This window comes from Plantactinospora sp. WMMB334, from assembly GCF_049179095.1.
Lineage (GTDB): Bacteria > Actinomycetota > Actinomycetes > Mycobacteriales > Micromonosporaceae > Plantactinospora.
Genome location: NZ_JBMHME010000002.1, coordinates 7765306 through 7783808, shown reverse-complemented (window position 1 = coordinate 7783808; position 18503 = coordinate 7765306). Strand labels below are relative to the sequence as shown.

Sequence of the window (18503 nt, the reverse complement as noted above, 5' to 3'; positions counted from 1 at the left end):
CCGGGCGGGGTGAGGGACCGCTATGACCGAACGGAGCGAGGGCATCGACCAGCCCGGCCGGCGTGCCGGCGGCACCGAGCGGAGCGACACGCCGGAACCGGAGGTGGAACCGGAGCCGGAGGTGCTGCCGACGGTACGGATCCGGCCCTACCTGCAGGCCGTGCTGGCGGAGGGGACGCCCGAGCCGGAGGCCGACACCGGGGAGCTGCCGACGGTCGAGCCGGTGCCGACCGGGTTGCGCCCGTTCGTACTGACCTCCGGGCGGGTCTGCGGGGCCGACCCGGCGATCGGGCTGGAGACGCAGGTGACCGCGAGGATCGACGGCGAGTCGTGGACCGTCCCGCCGGTCAACCGGCTCTCCTCCGAACTTCAGGAAATCGTCGCGCTCTGCGCCGAGCCGATGTCCGTGGCGGAGATCTCCGCCCGGCTGCGGATGCACCTCGGCGTCACCAAGATCCTGGTCGGTGACCTGCGGGCCGCCGGCCACCTCGACGTACACGTGTATCCCGTCGAGGATGCCCACGACCCGGACCTCATTATGCGAGTGATCGATGGACTTCGTGCGATCTCCTGAGTGGCCCGCCTCGCCATCGGCCGGCCCACTGGCCAACAGCGCACCCGGCCGGTACGGCAGCCCGGCCGGACACGGTGTCGCGGGCGGCCGTGGGCTGCCCGCCGGGTACGCCCCGCCCGCCCGCCACGCGCCGCCCCGGCACGCCGCCCGGGAGACCGGCGGCGACCCGGCAACGGCGACCCGGCCCGAACAGCGGCGCGGCACCGCACCGCCGATCCCGGTGAAGATTCTGATCGCCGGGGGTTTCGGTGTCGGCAAGACGACCACCGTCGGCGCCATCTCGGAGATCGCGCCGCTGACCACCGAGGCGGAGATGACCACCGCCGGGATCGGTGTCGACGATCCGGGTATCCGGTCGGAGAAGACCACCACCACGGTGGCGATGGACTTCGGCTGCGTGACCATCGACCGCAGCCTGAAGCTCTATCTCTTCGGCACGCCGGGGCAGTCGCGGTTCGGCTTCATGTGGGACGACCTTGCCCGGGGTGCGCTGGGGGCACTGGTGGTGGTCGACTCGTCCCGGCTCGACGACTGCTATCCCGCGATCGACTACTTCGAGCGGGCCCGGCTACCCTTCGTCGTCGCGGTCAACGCGTTCGACGGCAAGATCGCCCACGATCTCACGGCGATCCGCTGGGCACTGGCGATCGGGGAACATGTCCCGTTGGTCCAGTTCGACGCCCGAGATCGACTTTCGGTGCGCGATGCCCTACTGATCGTGCTGGATCGGGCGCTGGATCGAGCGATCCGGGAGCGGGAGACTTAGCCCCGACGGTTGGTCGCGATGGTCGGCGGCGGGCCGGGGAAGGTGACACGATGAGGGGCGAACTGGACGACGCGCTGGCCCGGATGGAGCGCCGGGAGGCGCTGCAACGACGGCGGGCCCAGGAAGCGGCGGCCCGGGCCGGATCACCGGTCGACGAGGTGACCGAGGCGGTCCAGCGGGTCGTAGCGCAGTATCCGAACGTGGCGGTCACGATGTGGGTCGCCGACGGACCGAACATTTCGGCGATGCACGTGGCATGGACCGACGGCGCGGTCACCGTACGACCCGCCGCCGAGCCGGCGTTGCCGACCGCCGGCCAGCCACCCCACTCCTGGCCGATGTCGGTCAGGACGGTGCCGAGCTGGGCGGACCCGGAAGATCCGCCCAATCCGGACGCCGCCGCCCGGCTCGCCGACCTGATCCGCCGGGACCCGTCACTGCTCGGCCCCGACGACTAGCGGCTCGGCCCGACGACTCGGCGGCTCGGCCCGACGACTCGGCGGCGACCGGTGGGCCCGGTGGCCCCTGTTCCGCCGAGCGGTGACCGGGAGCCGGTGGCCCGAGTCCCGTCCTCGCGCGTCGGCGGCTGGTTCCCGGCCGGTACTCTCGGCCGGTGACGGGTCGGGATCTCACGCTCACCGCCAGCCTGCGTCCGGCCGCGCTCGACGCCCGCCGGGGGATCGTCCGGCTGCACCCGGAGGTGCTGACCGCGCTGGGCCTGCACCCCGGCGACCCGGTACGGCTCACCGGGCGCCGCAGCACCGCCGGGATCGTGGCCCGGGCGGAGCTGTCCGCGAGCCGCGCCCTGCTCTACGCCGACGACCTGCTCCTCGGCAACCTCGGCGTCCGCGACGGCAGCCAGGTCACCGTCGCGCCGACCCCGGTGCTGGCCGCCCGCCGGGTGGAGCTGTCCGGGCCGCCGGAGATCGTCGCCGTCGTCTCGCCGGAGATGCTCCGCCTCGCCCTGCTCGGCAAGATGGTGACCGCAGGTGACGACGTCTCCCTGCTGCCGCAGGACGTGCTTCCCGCCACGGCGGTGCGGACCCTGGTCGAGGCGGCCCGGCGCAGCCTGGCGAACACGGTCGGCTATGCCTGGACCAGCACCCTGTTGACGGTCACCGCGGCGGAGTCCGTGCCCGGACACACCGACCGGATCGGGCCCGAGGCTCCGCGGGACCGGGCGGATTCCGTGCTGGTGACCATGGACAGCGTGGTGGCCTGGCGGGGCGGCCACTCGACGCACGGGTCGACGCCGCCCGAGGTGCGGGCGGTCGCCGGCGCCCGGAGCAGAGGCACGGACGGGAGCGGGGACAGGGGCGGGAGCGCCGGTACGGCGACCGTGCCGGCGTCGGATCCAGGGCCCGGGCTGGACGAGCTGCCCGGGCTGCGGGCCCAGGCCGAGGAGCTGACCGAGCTGCTCGACCTCGGTTTCCACCACCGGGAGGTGCTGGGCCGGCTCGGCACCACGGTCTCGCTCGGCGTACTGCTGACCGGGCCCGCCGGGTCGGGCAAGTCTGCGCTGGTCCGGGCGGTCTCCCGCACGGTGGGTGCCCGGTTCGCCGCGGTCTGGGCGCCCGAGGTCGCCGCGCTCACCAATGACGCCGCCGCCCGGCGGCTCCGCGAGGCCGCCGCGTCGGTCCGGGACACGCCCCCCGCGGTGCTGCTGGTCTCCGACGTCGAGGCGCTGGCCCCGCGCGACACCCCCGGTCCGGTGGGTACGGTCTTCCGGCAGCTCCTGGCCGAGACGGTACGCGCCGGAGCCGCTGTGGTCTGCACCACGAGCCGGCCGGAGTCGGTCGACCCGGCACTGCGCTCCCCCGACCTGCTCTCCCTGGAGATCGCGATCCCGCTGCCGGACGCCGCGCTGCGCCGGGAGCAGTTGACCGTGCTGACCCGGGGCATGCCGCTCGCCGACGACGTCCGGCTGGACGAGGTGGCCGCCCGTACGCCCGGATTCGTCGCCGCCGACCTGGCCGCGCTGGCCCGCGAGGCCGGGGTACGCGCCGCGCTGCGCCAGAAGGCGGCGACCGGCCCGACGGTGGCGATGGCCGACTTCGCGGCGGCGCTGGAGGTGGTGCGGCCGACGTCGATGGCCGAGTCCTCGGTGCTGGAGCTGGCCGAGGTGACCCTGGACGACGTGGGCGACATGGCCGAGGTCAAGGAGGTGCTGACCGAGTCGGTGCTCTGGCCGCTGAACTACCCGGACACGTTTGCCCGGCTCGGGGTGCAGCCGCCGCGCGGCGTGCTGCTCTACGGCCCGCCGGGCTGCGGCAAGACCTTCCTGGTCAGCGCGCTCGCCGGCACCGGGCGGGCGAACGTGCTGTCGGTGAAGGGCGCGGAGCTGCTCTCGAAGTGGGTCGGCGAGAGCGAGCGGGCCGTCCGGGAGCTGTTCCGCCGGGCCCGCGAGGCGGCGCCGACCCTGGTCTTCCTCGACGAGGTCGACGCGCTGGCCCCGCTGCGCGGCCAGGCCACCGACGGCGGCACCACCGACCGGGTGGTCGCCGCGCTCCTCACCGAACTGGACGGGGTGGAGCCGCTGCGCAACGTGGTGGTGGTCGGCGCCACGAACCGGCCAGACCTGGTGGATCCGGCGCTGCTCCGGCCGGGCCGGCTGGAGCGGCTCGTCTATGTGCCGCCGCCGGACACCGCGGCCCGGGCCGAGATCCTGAGGGCGGCGGCCCGGAACGTGCCGCTCGCCCCCGAGGTGGAGCTGGCGGCGCTGGCCGGGGAGTTGACGGGATTTTCCGCCGCCGACTGTGCGGCGCTTGTCCGGGAGGCTGCGCTCGCCGCGATGCGGGAGTCGCTGGAGGCGAGCACCGTGCACGCCGGGCACGTGGCGGCGGCCCGGGAGCGGGTTCGGCCGTCCCTGGATCCGGCCCAGGTCGCCTGGCTGGCCGCGTACGCCGCGCAGCGGTGAGGGGCGACCACGCCGTTCCTCACCAGGCGCCGGCCGGCGCCTCGTCGACCCCGAGCCGGATCTCCGCCCGGATCGCCGCCCCGTCTTCGCAGAACACCGCGCCGCACCGGCGCAGCAGGTTCAGCGCCGGCAGGTTGTCCGAGCGGGTCTCGGCCACCACCCGACAGGCGCCGGCCTCGATGGCCTCGGCGAGCAGCAACCGCAGCGCGATCAGCCCGATACCCTGCCCCCGGGTGGACTTGCCGAGCCACATCCCGGTCTCCAGAGTGCCCGGCTCGGCGCGCCGCCCCAGCCGGATCATGCCGACCACGTCGCCGTCCTGCACGATCGCGTACATCAGGTTGCCGGTCGGCCCGGCCAGGCCGCCGAAGTTGGCCCGGTAGAACTCCCGGAACGCGTCGCGGCGCGCCTGCGACCAGCCGGCCGGCGCCTCGACCGGCGGCATCACCTCGTCCGGCTCCGTCTCGGCGACCGCCACCGACAGCAGCGGTTCGAGATTGTGCTCGCCTATCGGCGCCAGCCGTACCTCACGGGTCACGATCTCGATGCTTCTCGCCGGGTCGCCGCCGCGTCCACCGGTTTGCCAGACCCGCGCCGTTCGGGCCATCCCCGGCCGACCGGGCGTCCCCCCTGCCGCCTGGCTGGTCGTGCCTGCGTCGACGCCGGCCGGCGGACCCGGCCCGGTCCGCCGCCGGCCCTGGTGACGGCCGGGCCGCTGAGCCCCACCTGGAGCGACCGGTACGGCAGCGGGTGCCGCTCGAGCGCACGCTCCGCGTCCCACTGCACGCATACCGGGCTCGCCTTCAGCCGCTCGGCCCACTCCGGCCGGCTCGGATGGAACCCCCGGTCGTGGTGACCGAGGCCGGCGTGGCCGAGCGCCCCACTCGAATCCGTGGCGGCAGCACCCGGCGACCGCCACCCGACCTCCCCGCCGCCGCACCACCGGCTACGACGTACCCGTGTGCCGGTCGTCGAACTCGCAGAGCACGGCCGTCGCGTCGTCGTGGCGTTTGAAGCCGGCACGGCGCCGGCCGTCCCCGCCCTCGGCCAGCCGGACCTGGCGGATCAGCTCGTCCGGCCCGGCCTCGCCGAGCAGGTCGAGCAGGCCGCGCCAGTCGAAGAGCCCGAACTGCTCGACCGCGACCGAGGCGCCGTCGGTCAGCAGCGCGGCCCGGCGGACCCGGTCCGGCCCGTGCAGCGGCAGGCTCCCGGCAACCGCGTGGAAGGCGGCGTCCGGATCGGCGGCGGCGACCCAGTAGCCGTGGGTCCGGTTCATCTGCTCGCGCTGCACCGTCACGGACCGGCGGAACCTGGTCGCCGCGTCCACCTGCCCGGGATCGGCCACCGCCAGCGCCTTCTGCCGCAGGTCGGCCCTTGCCGTCCCCAGTCGGTCGTCCGAGATCACCCGGACCCGTTCACCGATGTCGAGCACGAGTGGGCTGTCACAGAGCACCAGATAGTCGACGTGATCACCGACCTGCCGCAGCAGGCAGACCGTCGCCGACGGGGTACCCGGATGGTCCAGGTCGCAGGTGCCGCCGTGGTCGGCCCGGACCGCCAGGATCGCGGCGGCGAGGTTGCCGGCCAGCGCGGCGGCGGGCCGGTCCGCGGCGGCCAGCCCGAGCCGCGCCGCGAGCCGCCGGACATACCAGGCCGGTCCGTGTACGCAGCCGGTGTCGAAACCGTCCGGCACCGTCGCCCCGTCGAGTACGCCGACCAGGTCCCCGTACCGGAAGACGTGGTCCTCGTTCTCCAGCCGCCCCGGCGCCGGCACGGAGACCGAGCGGACCCGCATCGTCTTCGGCTGCTCCTCGCCCAGCGGTGTCATCGGCGGCTCCCGGCGGTCGGACATGTAGGTTCCCGTCCTGTTCTACCGCGAATCGCCATCCTCCCCGGCCCGAATCGGCCGGTCGTCGAGCCTGCGCGCCCGGTCGCCGGGGTGGGCGGGGAGCACGGACAACCGCTCCGGCCGTGCACACGCGGTCCGGTCCAGCCCACCGACGTCCCACGGGCCGCTCCCTGCCAGCCGCCACCCGCCTCGCACGCCGTCGATGCGTCCCTGGCCGGCCCGAGCGGGGCCGGGGCTTTGCTGGACCGCATCCCGGCAACCAGCCGACCAGCAACGATTACCGACGGTAGTTTCATGTTACGAGTGGTTGCGCGAGGAGGGAATAGCAGATGTTGGAGCACCTGCACCGGATGGGCCTGCGGGCCGAGCACATGTACATGGCCGGCGCGGCCAGCATCGGGTTGTCGTTCCTGAGCTGGATGCTGTCGAAGCAGATGGAGCACGCCGGGATCGACCGGGCCGACCGCTGGGGGATCTTCATCGGCGAGTGGGCACCGACCTTCATCGCGCTCGGCAACGGGCTGCGCACGTACGAGAAGTAGCCACCACGAGCGTCCGCGAGGCGGATGCTCAGCGGCGACGGTTGCGGCTCCGGGTCGCGCGGAGCCGGCGGAGCCGGGCGACCAGCGTCGGCTCGGCCTCCAGCGCGGCCGGGTTGTCGAGCAGTCCGTTGAGGATCTGGTAGTACCGGGTCGCGGAGAGGTCGAAGGCGTCCCTGATCGCCTGTTCCTTGGCGCCGGCATGTTTCCACCAGCGCCGTTCGAAGGCGAGGATCTCCCGCTCCCGCTCGGTCAGTCCCGGGTCGGCCGGCGAGGGCTGCGCGGGAGTCTCCGCCAGGTCGTCGGACTCCTCATCGGGGGCGGCACGCGGCTGCGGGACGTGGCCGGCGGGGTCGATCCCGTCGGGGTCGGTCTCGTCATCGGCGGGCGCAGAGGGGTTCCGCACGGCCCTCCTCTGTTGTCGACACGGCACGACCTGCGAACAGTTCACCAGCGTAGCGACGCCGGCCCAAGACCGCACCGGCCGCCACGGGCGACAGCCGTCACCCGCGCCACGCCCCTCACCGCCGTCGCGGGAACGTCCACCAGGGACGCGACGGCCGTCGGGGGCGGCGCCCCCCGGCCGCCGCCCCCGCCCCCGTGACCGTCGCCGTGACCGTCGCCGTGACCGTCGCCGTGACCGGCCGCCGCGCATCGCCGCGACGTCACCGCGCCCGTGAGGTCCCGCCGCAGGTCAGGTGATGTCCCGCCGCCGCATGGACCAGATCGCCGCACCGAGCACCGTCACCAGCGCGACGGCGAGCAGGACCGACGAGTTCTGCCAGGTGATGTCCCGGGTCGCCGGCTCGCACCCGCCGGTGAACGTCGTCTGGCAGGCATCCCAGTTGCGCAGCGTGATCTTCTTGTCCATCCAGGCCAGCAGGTACGTCGGCAGCAGATATGCCTCGATGAACTTGACCTGCGCCATCGCCAGCACGATGCCCAGACCGAACTGTCCGACCACCATCACCCCGAGCACGCCGCCGAGCGCCAGCGCGGTGTGTCGGCCGAGCGAGGCGAGGCCGAAACCGAGCGCCCCGGCCACCAGGATCAGGGTGAGTCCGCGCAGACCGGTCAGCCCGAGCGACTGCCAGACCCCGGAGGTCATCCCGTCGGTGCTGCCCCGGAAGCTGCCGGTGGCCCAGAACGCGGCCGTCCACAGGGCTCCGGCCGCCACCGTCAGGCCGAAGAGCGCGGAGAGCAGGGCGGCCAGCTTGGTGAGGAGTACCCGGATCCGCCGCGGCCGCCAGAGCAGCAGGTTCATCATGCCGCCCGTACTCCATTCGGCACCGACGAACGACGCGCCGCCGACGAACGCGACAAGCGCGAGCACGGCGGTGAGCGTGGTGATGGTGGGTGCGAACTCCTGGCGGAACTCGAAGGTGGGCGGCATGTGCCATTCGGCCCGGAAGGCGTCCCGGGGCGGGGGCTCGATCACCGAGCAGTCGTCCGGGAAACCGTCCGCCACGGCCCCGCCGGCCGCCTTCGCCCGCTCGCACTCCGCCCGGTGCTGCTGCACCATCGCGACGTTCTGCTGATATTCCCGCTCGGCGGCGCGTTCCGCCTCGGCGATCTGGGCCGGCCCCACCTTCTGGTTGGTGAGGAACATGCCGACCGCGACGGCGACCAGCACGAGCAGCCCGGCCAGGGTCAGATAGCGGACGAACCGCCGCTTGCCGAGCCGGCGCAGTTCGGTGGTGTAGAGGTTCACACCCCCCACCCCCCGTTTGCTCCCGTCGCTCCCGTCGAGCCGCCGCCGTCGACCACCACGGACTCGTCCACCTGGCGGTGCTGGCCGGGCACCGGGGCGGTGGCGGTCAGCTCCAGGAAGACGCTCTCCAGGTCGACGGTGATCGGGGCCAGCTCGCTGACGAAGAGGTTGGCGGCGGCGAGCGTACGGGTGACGCCGGCCGGCTTGTCCACCTCGTACACCAGCAGGTGGTCGTCGTGCGGGGTGACCCGGGCGCCGGACCGGGCGAGCAGATCGGCGGCGACCGGCAGGTCGGTGACCGCCTCCAGCCGCACCCGCAGCCCGCCGCCGGAGTGCTCGGCCAGCACCTCGGCGACCGGGCCGGCGGCGACCCGGCGGCCCAGCGAGATGATGGTCACCGAGTCGCAGATCAGCTGCACCTCGCCGAGGATGTGGCTGGAGACCACCACCGTCATGCCGGAGGCGGCGAGGTCGCGCATCAGGGTCCGCATCTCCCGGATGCCGCCCGGGTCGAGCCCGTTGGCCGGCTCGTCGAGGATCAGCAGCTTCGGGTTCTTCAGCAGGGCGGAGGCGACCGCGAGCCGCTGCTTCATGCCGAGCGAGTAGGTCTTGACCCGGTCCCTGGCCCGCTCGCGCAGCCCGACCAGCTCCAGCACCTCCAGCACCCGGGTCTGCGGCACCCCGCCGGCACCGGCCAGCAGCGAGAGGGTGTCCCGGGCGGAGAAGTGCGGGAAGAACTGCGGGCTCTCCACGATCGCACCCACCTGGCCGGCGACCACCGGCAGCGCCGCCGGCACCTCCCGGCCGAGGATCGCCATCCGGCCGCCGTTGGGCCGGATCAGGCCGAGCAGCGTACGCAGGGTGGTGGTCTTGCCCGAACCGTTGGGGCCGAGGAACCCGTGCACCTGTCCGGCCTCGACCCGCATGTCGAACCCGTCCAGGGCTTGTCGGACGCCCCGGCGTCTATTCCGGTAGGTCTTGCGCAGACCCTCGATCTCGAGTACGGCAGCCATCGCGGCCTCTCTGGTCATGTCCGGTTGTCGCGGGACACCGTACCATCGCTTTGCAGGCTACTGCGCTATACACGCTAGTCCGCTCAGAGATATTCGTTCTCGACGACGTATCGCCTGGCCACCGGGTCGGCGAGCGACAGCACGCCGGCACCGGGCTCCCGATGCCGGCGTGCGCCTCCGGCTGCCCGGCCGAGGGAGCGGACCGGACCGTGGGCCGTGCCGGTCAGCCGGCCCGGCGGGGTGCGGCTCCCGCCACCCAGAGCTCCCGGCCGAGCCACGCCGCTCCGACCGCGACGAGGACGCCGTGCGCGATCCGGACCGGCGCCGGGGTGTAGAACTGCGGCAGAAAGAGGACGAACCCCGCGGCGAAGAGGAGCCCGCTGGGGCGGTACAGCGTTCCGGACCGCCACACCGCCGCCGCGGTGCAGACTCCGGCGACGGCCAGCGCCAGCAGCCCGAGCACGAATGTCGTGGCCGCGACCGGGCTGAAGCGCACCGCCTCCACCAGACCGAGCAGGTCGAACCGCTCCCCCTCGGCGGCCTGGCGGGCGATGGCGTACAGGCCGAAGTCCTCGGCACCGTAGTAGGGCAGAACCAGCCCTGCACCGAGCCAGCCCGCGAGGGTCGCGGCGATCCCGAGCCGGTCACCCGGGGTACCCCGGACCGCACTCCAGAGCGCGAGCAGGGCCGGGGGCAGCAGGATGAATCCGATCATGGCGAAGAGGTGCGAGGCGATCCAGCCGCCGGACCCCATCGCGGCGAGCGCGCCCTCGACGGTGGTCTCGTCGTGCCACGGTCGCAGGGCCGGATAGAGCACGAACAACCCGCCGTCGACGACGAAGGCGAGGGCGCCGAGCCGGGGGTGAGTCAGGGGTGCCATGTCTTCTCCCATGCCGTGGCGTGGGCGCGCGAGCCCAGGCGCCCAGCTTGCTCAGATTCGTAGCCATAAAGCTAATGGCAATAGCCCTTGAGCGTCAACCGGCCCGCCCCAGCCATGAGCGGGACCGCCGTGATCTCGGCGTGTGGGGCGGTGGCGATCGGTCCGAGGTCTCAGGCGGAGATGACGTGGACGCCGGCGTCGCGGAAGGCCGCGACCGTCTCCGGGTCGGCGCCGGAGTCGGTGACCAGGGTCTCGACCCGCTCGACCGGGCAGATCCGGGCGAAGGCGTGCCCGCCGAGCTTGGAGGAGTCGGCGATGATCACGACCCGCTTGGCGCGGGCCACCATAAGGTTGTTCATCGACGCCTCACCCTCGTGGTGCGCCGCCGCACCGAGCTGTACGTCGATGGCATCCACCCCGAGCAGCGCCACGTCGAGGGTCACCTCGCGGAGCAGCGCCCCGCCCAGCGGCCCGACCAGTTCGAAGGACTGCGGCCGGACCACGCCACCGGCCACCACGATCTTCATCCGGGACCGGACCAGCAACTCGTTGGCGATGTTCAGCGCGTTGGTCACCACGGTCAGCTGGGCACCGTCGGCGCTGCTGTTCAGGTCGGGCCGGACAGCCAGTGCCCGGGCGACCTCGGTGGTCGTGGTGCCACCGTTGAGGCCGACCACCATCCCCGGGGCGACCAGGGCCGCGGCGGCGGCGCCGATCCGCTGCTTCTCGGCCGAGTGCTTGGCCGTCTTGTAGCGCAGCGGCAGGTCGTACGAGACACCGTTGGCGACCGCACCGCCCCGGGTACGCGTGATCATCTGCTGCTGGGCCAGTTGGTCGAAGTCGCGGCGGATGGTGGCCTGCGATACGTCCAGCCGGCCTGCCGCGTCCTCCACACTGACCCGACCGCTCTCGGTCAGCAGTTCGAGCAGCGCGTTCCATCTGGCGTAGCGGTCCACCCCTGGCCTCCAGCTGCGTGCGGTGCGGAGATTCCGTGCACAATAGTGCGCGAAACGCGCGCCCGCAAAACTCACTTCTGCGCAAAGCCGCGAAACTCCACCCCGGGCGCGCCGCAGGTCCCGTGCCGGGTGGATCGCAGGTCCCGCACGGTGGACCGCAGGTCCCGCCCCGGACACGTCCCAGGTCCGGAGCCGGGGCGGAAGCATGCCCCGGTTGCCACGACCACAATGTTTCGCGCAGAATAACGCGCGAAAGATCGTCAAACCGAGCCGTATTGTGCAGGCCGGTCCGCCGCGACACGGCGCCGCCCTGCGGGTGCGGGTTATCGCCCGCGAGGAGCTGCGATGGGCCACGTCGACGCCGAGATCAGCAGTCAACCCGAATGCTGGCGACGGGCTGCCGCGCTGGCCGCCGATTCCACCCCCGCCCTGCCCCGACCCGGTGAACGGGTCGCGGTCGTCGGCTGCGGCACCTCCTGGTTCATGGCGATGGCCTACGCCGGGCTGCGCGAACGCGCCGGACACGGCGAGACGGACGCGTTCCAGGCCTCCGAGTTCCCGCTCGACCGCCCGTACGACCGGGTCGTCGCGATCACCCGCTCCGGCACCACCACCGAGGTCCTGGACGTGCTCACCGCGCTGCGTGGCCGCCGGTCGAGCAGCGTGATCGTCGGCGATTCCGGCTCGCCCGCCGCACAGCTGGCCGACCAGGCCGTGGCGATGCCCTTCGCCGACGAGCGTTCCGTGGTGCAGACGCGCTTCGCCACCAGCACCCTGGCCCTGCTCCGGGCCCACCTCGGCACCTATGTCCCCGCCCTGGCCGCCGACGCCGAGGTCGCGGTACGCGCCCCGCTCCCCTTCGACCCCGCCCGGGTCGAGCAGATCACCTTCCTGGGCCGGGGCTGGACGATCGGGATCGCGCACGAGGCCGCGCTCAAGTGCCGCGAGGCGGCCACCGCCTGGGCCGAGGCGTACCCGGCGATGGACTACCGGCACGGGCCAATCTCGATCGCCGCGCCCGGCCGGGTGGTCTGGGCGTTCGGGGAGATCCCGGACGGGCTCGCCGAGGACATCGCGGCGACCGGGGCGGCATTCGTGCACAGCCGGACCCACGGGGTGCACGCGGTGATCGGCGGCTGGGCGGCCGGCCGTACCCCGCTTGACCCGATGGCGGACCTGATCCTGGCGCAGCGCTTCGCGGTCGCCCTGGCCAAGGGGCGCGGTCTCGACCCGGACGCACCCCGGCATCTCAGCCGCTCCGTGGTGCTGGCGTGACCACCGACGCCACCCCGAGCGCCCCTGCCGGTGCCACCGGCGCCGCGGCCGACCCGCCGAGCGCCACCGGCGCCGCGCCGGGCGGGGTGCGGGGCGGGGAGGTGGTGGTCGCGCTCGACGTCGGCGGTACCGGCATGAAGTGTGCCCTGGTCCGGCCGGACGGCGACGTCGTGCACGCCGAACGGCACCACACCCGGGCCGAGCGCGGCCCGGCCGCCGTGGTGGAGAGCATCCTCGACGTCGCCGACGGGCTCGCCGGCAAGGCGCGGGCGGACGGCTTCACCCCGGTCGCGGTCGGGGTGGCCGTGCCCGGGGTGGTCGACGAGACCAGCGGCAGGGCGGTCTGGTCGGCCAACCTCGGCTTCCGGGACGTACCCCTGCGGGAGCTGGTCGGTGCGCGGCTCGGCCTGCCGGCGGCGCTCGGCCACGACGTGCGGGTGGGCGGGCTCGCGGAGGCCCGGCTCGGCGGCGGCCGGGGCACCCGACACGTGCTCTTCCTCGCCATCGGCACCGGAATCGCCGCCGCGCACGTGGTCGACGGGTCGGCCTTCGCGGGCGCGCACGGCGCCGCCGGCGAGTTGGGCCACGTCGTCGTACGCCCCGACGGGCCGCCCTGCGGCTGCGGCCGGCTCGGCTGCCTGGAGGCGGTGGCCTCGGCCGCCGCCGTCGGCCGGCGATACGAGGCGCTGGCCGGAACAGCCGCGACCGCCGCCGAGGTGGTCGCCCGCGCGGCCGGCGGCGAGGAGAACGCCGCACGGGTGTGGCGGGAGACGATCGACGCCCTGGCCGACGGCCTGACCATCGCCCAGGCCCTCTACGACACCGAGGTCGTGGTGCTCGGCGGCGGGCTGGCCGAGGCCGGCGCCGACCTGCTCGACCCGCTCGGCGTCGCGCTGCGGCAGCGGCTCACCTTCCAGACCGAACCCCGGCTGCGGCGGGCCGCCCTCGGTGACGGGGCCGGCTGCCTCGGCGCCGCCCTGCTCGCCGTCGACACCCTGGACAGGCTCGACACCCTCGACGTCCTGGAAACTCCGTAACCCGAGCGCCGTGGCGGCACCGGCCCGACCGGTCCGACACGTCATGGCGCCGACGAGTGCACCGAGGAGACGACATGACCGTCCGCGTCAGCGGCAAGGTGGTAACCCCGACCGGCGTGATCCGCCAGGGGTGTGTGGAGCTGGAAGGTGACCGGATCACGGCGGTCGCCGAATATCCGTCCATCCGGGACGGGCACTGGATCGTGCCCGGCTTCGTCGACATGCACAGCCACGGCGGCGGCGGGCACACCTTCACCACCGGTGACGCCGACGCGGCCCGGGGCGCCGCCGCCTTCCACCTCGCGCACGGCACCACCAGCATGCTGGCCAGCCTGGTCAGCTCGCCCTACGAGCTGATGCGGGACGCCACCGAGGCGTACGTGCCACTGGTGAAGGAGGGTGTGCTGGCCGGCGTCCACTACGAGGGGCCGTACCTGTCGGCGGTGCGCTGCGGTGCACAGAACCCGGCGTTCCTCCGCGACCCGTCCCTGGACGAGCTGACCGAGCTGCTCTCCCTGGGCGACGGCACGGTCCGGATGGTCACCATCGCCCCCGAGCTGCCCGGCGCGCTGGCCGCGATCGAACTGCTCGTCTCCCGCCGGGTCGTCGCGGCGATCGGGCACACCGACGCCACGTACGAACAGACCGGCGCCGGGGTGATCGCCGGGGCGACCGTGGCGACCCACCTCTTCAACGGCATGCCCAGCGCACACCACCGCGAGCCGGGGCCGGTCTTCGCGCTGCTCGGCTCCCCCAACGTGGTCTGCGAGCTGGTCGCCGACGGCGTACACCTGCACCAGGGCACCCTCGCCTTCGCCGCCGGGGTGGCCGGCCCGGACCGGGCCGCGCTGATCACCGACGCCATCGCCGCCGCCGGGATGCCGGACGGCGAGTACGAGCTGGGCGGGCAGCCCGTGGTGGTGGCCGACGGCACCGCCCGGCTCGCCACCGGCGACCCGTCCCCGGATTCCTCCCCCGGCGCGATCGCCGGCAGCGTGCTGACCATGGACGCGGCGCTGCGGGCCGCGGTCGCGGCCGGGATCCCGATGGTCGACGCCTGCCGGATGGCGTCGACGACCCCGGCCCGGGCGATCGGGCTCGGCGAGCGGCTCGGCGCCCTGATGCCCGGCTGGCGGGCCGACCTGGTGGTGCTGGACGACGACCTCAACGTCGTCCGGGTGATGCGCGCCGGAGAGTGGATCGCGTAGGCAGATCCGGCCCGGCCTACGCGCCCTCGGCACACGGGAACAGATAGAGGTCGTAGTACGTCCCTGACGGGGGAATATCGATCGTAGAGCTGGCGCAGCGCCCCTGGTGACTGGTTGACACGGTGTAGGTGCCGGCGGGGAAGCCGGTGAAGGAATAGGCCCCGTCCGGACCGGTGGTCGACTCGAAGCCGCCCGGCTCCAGCCGCACCGTCGCGCCCGGGACCGGCGAGAACGTCTCGACGTCGATCACGGTGCCGGTGAGGTGGGGCTGCCCGATCACGGTGAACTGCCCGCGCGCCAGCCCGCTGACCCGGTTGCCGCCGTCGACCGCGACCGCGTGCAGCGGCCGGTCGCCGTGCAGGGTGCCGACGTCGAAGATCACCGTCGCCGTGCCACCCGGCTCCGTCGCCGCCACCTCGCTGCCCAGCCCGGCGTCGCCGACGCTGTACCGGAACGCCGTCACGTTCGTGTCGCCACCGGCGTCGAACACCACCGTCAACTGGCCGCCGGCCTCGGCCACGGTTCCATTGGGGAAGGTGATCGCCGGTGGCAGCGGTACGGCCAGTTCGGCGAGCGTCGCCGGGGTCTCGAGGTAGTCGTAGATCCGTACGTCGTCCACCGCGCCGGTGAGGAACCCCTGGTCGCCGCCGTTCCAGCGGCGCTTGCCGATCGTGGTGTCGGTGGTGGTGCCGAAGCCACCGGTCAACGTGGCGGTCGTGCCCTGCGCGACCCCGTCGACATAGAACGTCAGCGTCCTGGTCGCCGCCTCGTAGACCCCGGCCAGATGCGTCCACTTTCCCGGGACGGCGGCGGCGTCGGAGGTCACCGAGAAGACGGCCGGGTCGTCCGTGTCGGCGCCGGCCATCGAGAACCGCCACCGGTCGACGCCGCCCGCGTAGCTCAACGAGTACGCGAAGGCGCGCGTCCCGTTCCCGGCCAGCACGACCTGCTCGGCAGGGCCGGCCGGCGAGGCGATCCTGACCCGGGCGGCCACCGTGAGGTCGGCGTCCGTCCGGACCGGCACCGCCGTGCTCTCACCCGGGCGGGTCAGCGTCACCGGCCCGCTCACCGTGCCGGCCGCGCTGCCGTCCAGCGCCAGCGCCGTGCCGACGCCGGAGCGTCCCGGCGCCCGGGTCGCGGCGGCGTCGAGGGCGGCCGTGTTGCCGTGTCCGCTCACGTCGACGGCGTCGCCGCCGGTCTCCTCGAACGTCCAGTGCCCGGCCGGCCCCCACGGCGCCCGCACCCGGAACGTGTAGCTCCGTGCCTGGGTCGAGAACCGACCGGCGCGGTCCTGCGACCACACCCGGAGCGTGTTGAGCCCGTCGCGGGGCGGGCCGACCGTCAGCGTGGCCCCGTGGTCGGTCGACCGGGCCGGGACCGTGGCCGTCGGCAGCGTCCCCGAGTCGAAGGTCCAGGCGTACGCCTCGACCTCGTGCGGATCCACCTCGGGCGGCGCGATCTCGAACGCGCCCGGCCAGCCGACCGCTCCGTGCGGGGCGCCGTCGTCCGGGTAGTCGGTCGACGTCACGTCGCCGGGCATCGGCGGCGGGGTGACGTCGACGGTGAATTCGCAGACGCCGGACCAGGGACCGTACCGGGAGCCGTCGTGGGTGCGGGCCTGCCAGGCGTACGTGCCACCGTCGACCAGCCTGCCGGACGGGATCGCCTTCGCCACCGCTGAGGGGTTGCCGGAACTCTGCGACACCTTGTCGACGTCGTTCCGGGCGCCGCCGAGCGGCCACCAGTGGAACCAGGTGGTCAACGACTGCTGCCCGGTGTCCGGGTCGGACTGTCGGCCGGTCAGGAACGGGGTCGTGGTCAGCACGTACGGCCGCGCGTCTCCGGTCGCACACGGCTTGCCGTCCGAGGTGCGTTCCGCCAGGGGGTTCGGCTCCGCGTTACGGCCGCTCACAGGGCTCGACGCCTGATCCGACCGCGATCCGGAGCCGTCCCGGGCGGGCGATGCGGCAGCCGGGCCGGCGGGGGCCAGGACCAGCCCGGTGGTCAGCACGACGGCGAGGGCCGGCAGCGCCGGAAGCCGCCAACCGCGGGTGGTGGAGCAAGGGCGGGCACGGCGAGCACGCATGGAACCCCCGATTGACGTGGCTACGCTGAGCTATCGAGCAATGACTGTATCAAGCCCACAGATCTTGAACAACGTCGTTTGGCAGCAACGGATCGAGCCGGGTCGCGCTCACCACGGCCCCCGGTTCGGCGTACGCCTGGCGGGGTCGACGAGGCAGCATCCGGCATGCCGGGACCGGCACTGTCGCAGCCCCTGCCGGATCCGCTCCAGCTCGGCGCGGGCGGCGCTCTCGGCCCGCCGCAGGTGCTCCAGTTCGTCGGCGAGGTGGCGCAGGTAGGCGTACACCTGCACCGGGTCGAGGCCGCGCCACCGCGACCGGAACGTGGCCGCGCGGGGCTGGGACGGCTGGGCAGGCTCCCGGCCCGGATGGTTCGTCGCGGCCCCTCGGGCCGCTGCCGGCACCTTCTCTCGTCGCACGTCGGTCCTTCCTGAGGAGAGGGCGGGCGGCACCGAGGCGGACGGGGTCGGCCCCGGCTGCCCGGACAGCCGGGGCCGGAGCCCGGCATCCGCCCCGGGCCCTTTCCCACCTCCGGACGCCGTGCCCCGACAGCGTCCGAAGGAGGCTCTAGCTGGTCGCGCCGGTCAGCCGATCGGTGTACGAGGCCAGCGCGCCGGCCGCCTCGGTCAGGCTGGCCGTCATCAGGCCGAGTTGCTCGGCAGCCTGCGCCCACTGCTCGGTCACGGCATCGGTGCAGTGGTCGGGGTCGCCCGCGTCCCGGAGCCGCTGCCCGGCGCCGCGCAGCCGGTCGGGCAGCCCGGCGATCCGCTCGGCCACCTCGGCGAACTTGGTCTGCGACACGGTCAGCATCCCGGCGACCTGCCCGATGCTGGTCATGTCGTCCCGGCCGAAGCGTTCGTGTACCCGCCGGATCCCGCCGCCGAGCAACTGCTCCGCGTGGTTGGCCAGGTCGAGCGCGTCCTCGGTGCAGCGGCGGGCCTGCCGCAGCTCCGGGTGCGCCGAGCCGGCCCCGGTCCGCTCCAGCAGCGCGGCAGCCGCCGAGACGGTCAGGTACGCCTCCCGCAGCTCGCCCGCGACCTGTTCCGCCGCCCACGCCGCACTCGCCTCCGGGGTGTCCACCGGCGCGTCCTGCGGTGTCGCGTCCGCTCTCCGCGCCTCCGGCACCGTCACCGCGCACCTCCGGCGGGTGCGTCGGCAGCCCACTGCTGCGAGAGCGAACCGACCTCGGCCAGGAACCGCGACAGCTCGTCGTCCGACAGCGACCTGAGCAGGTCCCAGAGAAGCAGCATCTCCACCTCGATGACGAGATTGGGGTTGATCTGCTCCACCTCGCTGATGTCGCCGGTCGTCGCGCTCTCGATCAGGCTCTCGGCCACCTTCGGGTCGAGGTCGGCACCGGTGCCCACGATCTCGACGCGGGTCTCGGCGACGAACTGGATGATCGCCGCCCGGTCCGAGAAGGCCGCCAGGTGCCGCCGGACCGCCAGGAAGAACCCTGCCCCGACCACCAGCCCCAGTTCACCCCAGCCCTGCTCGTCCAGCTCCGCACAGCGCTGGCGGTACGCCTCCGCGTCACTCCGGGCCAGCTCCCGGAGAAGTTCGAGGTAGGTGGTCCGGTCGGTCACGGGCGTGCCGGCCACTTCGGTCACTGCCACCTGGTCCCCCTTCCGCAAGGTGGGTTTGGGGTGCCGGGGCAGCCCGAACCACCAGGTCAGGTTCGGGTCCACTGATCG

20 protein-coding genes are annotated in these 18503 nt (G+C 73.7%); 8 read left to right on the top strand and 12 right to left on the bottom strand.

What is annotated here, in order from left to right; translation table 11 throughout:
* The first annotated feature begins 22 nt into the window (after positions 1-22).
* The 4 genes from ACN27G_RS33795 (at position 23) to ACN27G_RS33780 (ending at position 4257) form a co-directional block, all read left to right on the top strand.
* Entirely contained in the window at positions 23-574 is a 552-nt protein-coding gene (locus ACN27G_RS33795) for a DUF742 domain-containing protein (protein WP_421496694.1), read from the top strand.
* Positions 552-1340 (top strand): GTP-binding protein, encoded by a 789-nt coding sequence (locus tag ACN27G_RS33790; RefSeq protein WP_421496693.1) that lies wholly within the window; start codon positions 552-554, stop codon positions 1338-1340. The genes ACN27G_RS33795 and ACN27G_RS33790 overlap by 23 nt, the downstream gene beginning before the upstream one ends.
* Positions 1341-1390: 50 nt before the next feature.
* Positions 1391-1798, top strand: coding sequence for a hypothetical protein (locus ACN27G_RS33785; RefSeq protein ID WP_421496692.1), 408 nt, complete (start codon positions 1391-1393; stop codon positions 1796-1798).
* Between the two features lie 155 nt (positions 1799-1953).
* Positions 1954-4257, top strand: a complete 2304-nt coding sequence (locus ACN27G_RS33780) for an AAA family ATPase (RefSeq protein ID WP_421496691.1) — start codon at positions 1954-1956, stop codon at positions 4255-4257.
* A gap of 19 nt (positions 4258-4276) precedes the next feature.
* Here ACN27G_RS33780 and ACN27G_RS33775 read toward each other — a convergent pair whose 3' ends face one another.
* The 3 genes from ACN27G_RS33775 to ACN27G_RS33765 are packed head-to-tail and all read right to left on the bottom strand — an operon-like array spanning position 4277 to position 6085.
* A complete protein-coding gene (locus tag ACN27G_RS33775; protein ID WP_421496690.1) occupies positions 4277-4795 on the bottom strand; it encodes a GNAT family N-acetyltransferase in 519 nt (172 codons plus the stop codon).
* Positions 4792-5280, bottom strand: a complete 489-nt coding sequence (locus ACN27G_RS33770; RefSeq protein ID WP_421496689.1) for a DUF4291 family protein — start codon at positions 5278-5280, stop codon at positions 4792-4794. Before ACN27G_RS33770 ends, ACN27G_RS33775 begins: the two co-directional genes overlap by 4 nt.
* Entirely contained in the window at positions 5204-6085 is an 882-nt protein-coding gene (locus tag ACN27G_RS33765) for a hypothetical protein (protein ID WP_421496688.1), read from the bottom strand. Before ACN27G_RS33765 ends, ACN27G_RS33770 begins: the two co-directional genes overlap by 77 nt.
* A 350-nt stretch (positions 6086-6435) precedes the next feature.
* On the opposite strand from ACN27G_RS33765, the gene ACN27G_RS33760 reads away from it, so the two are divergent.
* Complete coding sequence (locus tag ACN27G_RS33760; RefSeq protein WP_421496687.1) at positions 6436-6648, top strand: hypothetical protein; 213 nt, start codon at positions 6436-6438, stop codon at positions 6646-6648.
* Between the two features lie 28 nt (positions 6649-6676).
* Here the strand turns inward: ACN27G_RS33760 and ACN27G_RS33755 are convergent, their stop codons facing one another.
* From ACN27G_RS33755 to ACN27G_RS33735, 5 genes are all read right to left on the bottom strand, one after another.
* Positions 6677-7051: a DUF3263 domain-containing protein gene (locus tag ACN27G_RS33755; RefSeq protein WP_421496686.1), complete on the bottom strand. Its 375-nt coding sequence runs from the start codon at positions 7049-7051 to the stop codon at positions 6677-6679.
* Positions 7052-7339: 288 nt separating this feature from the next.
* Positions 7340-8356 carry an ABC transporter permease subunit gene (locus ACN27G_RS33750; RefSeq protein ID WP_421496685.1) on the bottom strand — a complete coding sequence of 339 codons (1017 nt, stop codon included), beginning with the start codon at positions 8354-8356 and terminating at the stop codon, positions 7340-7342.
* Positions 8353-9369 (bottom strand): ATP-binding cassette domain-containing protein, encoded by a 1017-nt coding sequence (locus ACN27G_RS33745; RefSeq protein ID WP_421496684.1) that lies wholly within the window; start codon positions 9367-9369, stop codon positions 8353-8355. The genes ACN27G_RS33750 and ACN27G_RS33745 overlap by 4 nt, the downstream gene beginning before the upstream one ends.
* A gap of 223 nt (positions 9370-9592) precedes the next feature.
* A complete protein-coding gene (locus ACN27G_RS33740; protein WP_421496683.1) occupies positions 9593-10249 on the bottom strand; it encodes a hypothetical protein in 657 nt (218 codons plus the stop codon).
* A 170-nt stretch (positions 10250-10419) separates the two neighbouring features.
* A complete protein-coding gene (locus ACN27G_RS33735) occupies positions 10420-11205 on the bottom strand; it encodes a DeoR/GlpR family DNA-binding transcription regulator (protein ID WP_421496682.1) in 786 nt (261 codons plus the stop codon).
* Positions 11206-11550: 345 nt separating this feature from the next.
* On the opposite strand from ACN27G_RS33735, the gene ACN27G_RS33730 reads away from it, so the two are divergent.
* From ACN27G_RS33730 to nagA, 3 genes are all read left to right on the top strand, one after another.
* Positions 11551-12480 (top strand): SIS domain-containing protein, encoded by a 930-nt coding sequence (locus tag ACN27G_RS33730; protein WP_421496681.1) that lies wholly within the window; start codon positions 11551-11553, stop codon positions 12478-12480.
* A gap of 86 nt (positions 12481-12566) precedes the next feature.
* Positions 12567-13517: an ROK family protein gene (locus ACN27G_RS33725; RefSeq protein WP_421497572.1), complete on the top strand. Its 951-nt coding sequence runs from the start codon at positions 12567-12569 to the stop codon at positions 13515-13517.
* A 74-nt stretch (positions 13518-13591) separates the two neighbouring features.
* Positions 13592-14725 carry an N-acetylglucosamine-6-phosphate deacetylase gene (gene nagA, locus ACN27G_RS33720; RefSeq protein WP_421496680.1) on the top strand — a complete coding sequence of 378 codons (1134 nt, stop codon included), beginning with the start codon at positions 13592-13594 and terminating at the stop codon, positions 14723-14725.
* 16 nt (positions 14726-14741) lie between these two features.
* Here the strand turns inward: nagA and ACN27G_RS33715 are convergent, their stop codons facing one another.
* The 4 genes from ACN27G_RS33715 to ACN27G_RS33700 all read right to left on the bottom strand — a co-directional run bounded on the left by ACN27G_RS33715 (position 14742) and on the right by ACN27G_RS33700 (position 18425).
* On the bottom strand, positions 14742-16637 hold the full coding sequence (locus ACN27G_RS33715) for a LamG-like jellyroll fold domain-containing protein (protein ID WP_421496679.1): 1896 nt from the start codon (positions 16635-16637) through the stop codon (positions 14742-14744).
* A 282-nt stretch (positions 16638-16919) separates the two neighbouring features.
* Positions 16920-17213, bottom strand: a complete 294-nt coding sequence (locus tag ACN27G_RS33710; protein ID WP_421497571.1) for a DivIVA domain-containing protein — start codon at positions 17211-17213, stop codon at positions 16920-16922.
* Positions 17214-17376: 163 nt separating this feature from the next.
* Positions 17377-17940: a hypothetical protein gene (locus tag ACN27G_RS33705; protein WP_421496678.1), complete on the bottom strand. Its 564-nt coding sequence runs from the start codon at positions 17938-17940 to the stop codon at positions 17377-17379.
* Positions 17937-18425: a hypothetical protein gene (locus ACN27G_RS33700; RefSeq protein ID WP_421496677.1), complete on the bottom strand. Its 489-nt coding sequence runs from the start codon at positions 18423-18425 to the stop codon at positions 17937-17939. Before ACN27G_RS33700 ends, ACN27G_RS33705 begins: the two co-directional genes overlap by 4 nt.
* Between the last annotated feature and the right edge of the window lie 78 nt (positions 18426-18503).

Bases quoted from the DNA above. Each gene is read 5' to 3' on its own strand.
- ACN27G_RS33795 (WP_421496694.1), top strand. From the start codon at position 23: ATGACCGAACGGAGCGAGGGCATCGACCAGCCCGGCCGGCGTGCCGGC.
- ACN27G_RS33790 (WP_421496693.1), top strand. From the start codon at position 552: ATGGACTTCGTGCGATCTCCTGAGTGGCCCGCCTCGCCATCGGCCGGC.
- ACN27G_RS33785 (WP_421496692.1), top strand. From the start codon at position 1,391: ATGAGGGGCGAACTGGACGACGCGCTGGCCCGGATGGAGCGCCGGGAG.
- ACN27G_RS33765 (WP_421496688.1), bottom strand. From the start codon at position 6,085: ATGACACCGCTGGGCGAGGAGCAGCCGAAGACGATGCGGGTCCGCTCG.
- ACN27G_RS33760 (WP_421496687.1), top strand. From the start codon at position 6,436: ATGTTGGAGCACCTGCACCGGATGGGCCTGCGGGCCGAGCACATGTAC.
- ACN27G_RS33745 (WP_421496684.1), bottom strand. From the start codon at position 9,369: ATGGCTGCCGTACTCGAGATCGAGGGTCTGCGCAAGACCTACCGGAAT.
- ACN27G_RS33740 (WP_421496683.1), bottom strand. From the start codon at position 10,249: ATGGCACCCCTGACTCACCCCCGGCTCGGCGCCCTCGCCTTCGTCGTC.
- ACN27G_RS33730 (WP_421496681.1), top strand. From the start codon at position 11,551: ATGGGCCACGTCGACGCCGAGATCAGCAGTCAACCCGAATGCTGGCGA.
- nagA (WP_421496680.1), top strand. From the start codon at position 13,592: ATGACCGTCCGCGTCAGCGGCAAGGTGGTAACCCCGACCGGCGTGATC.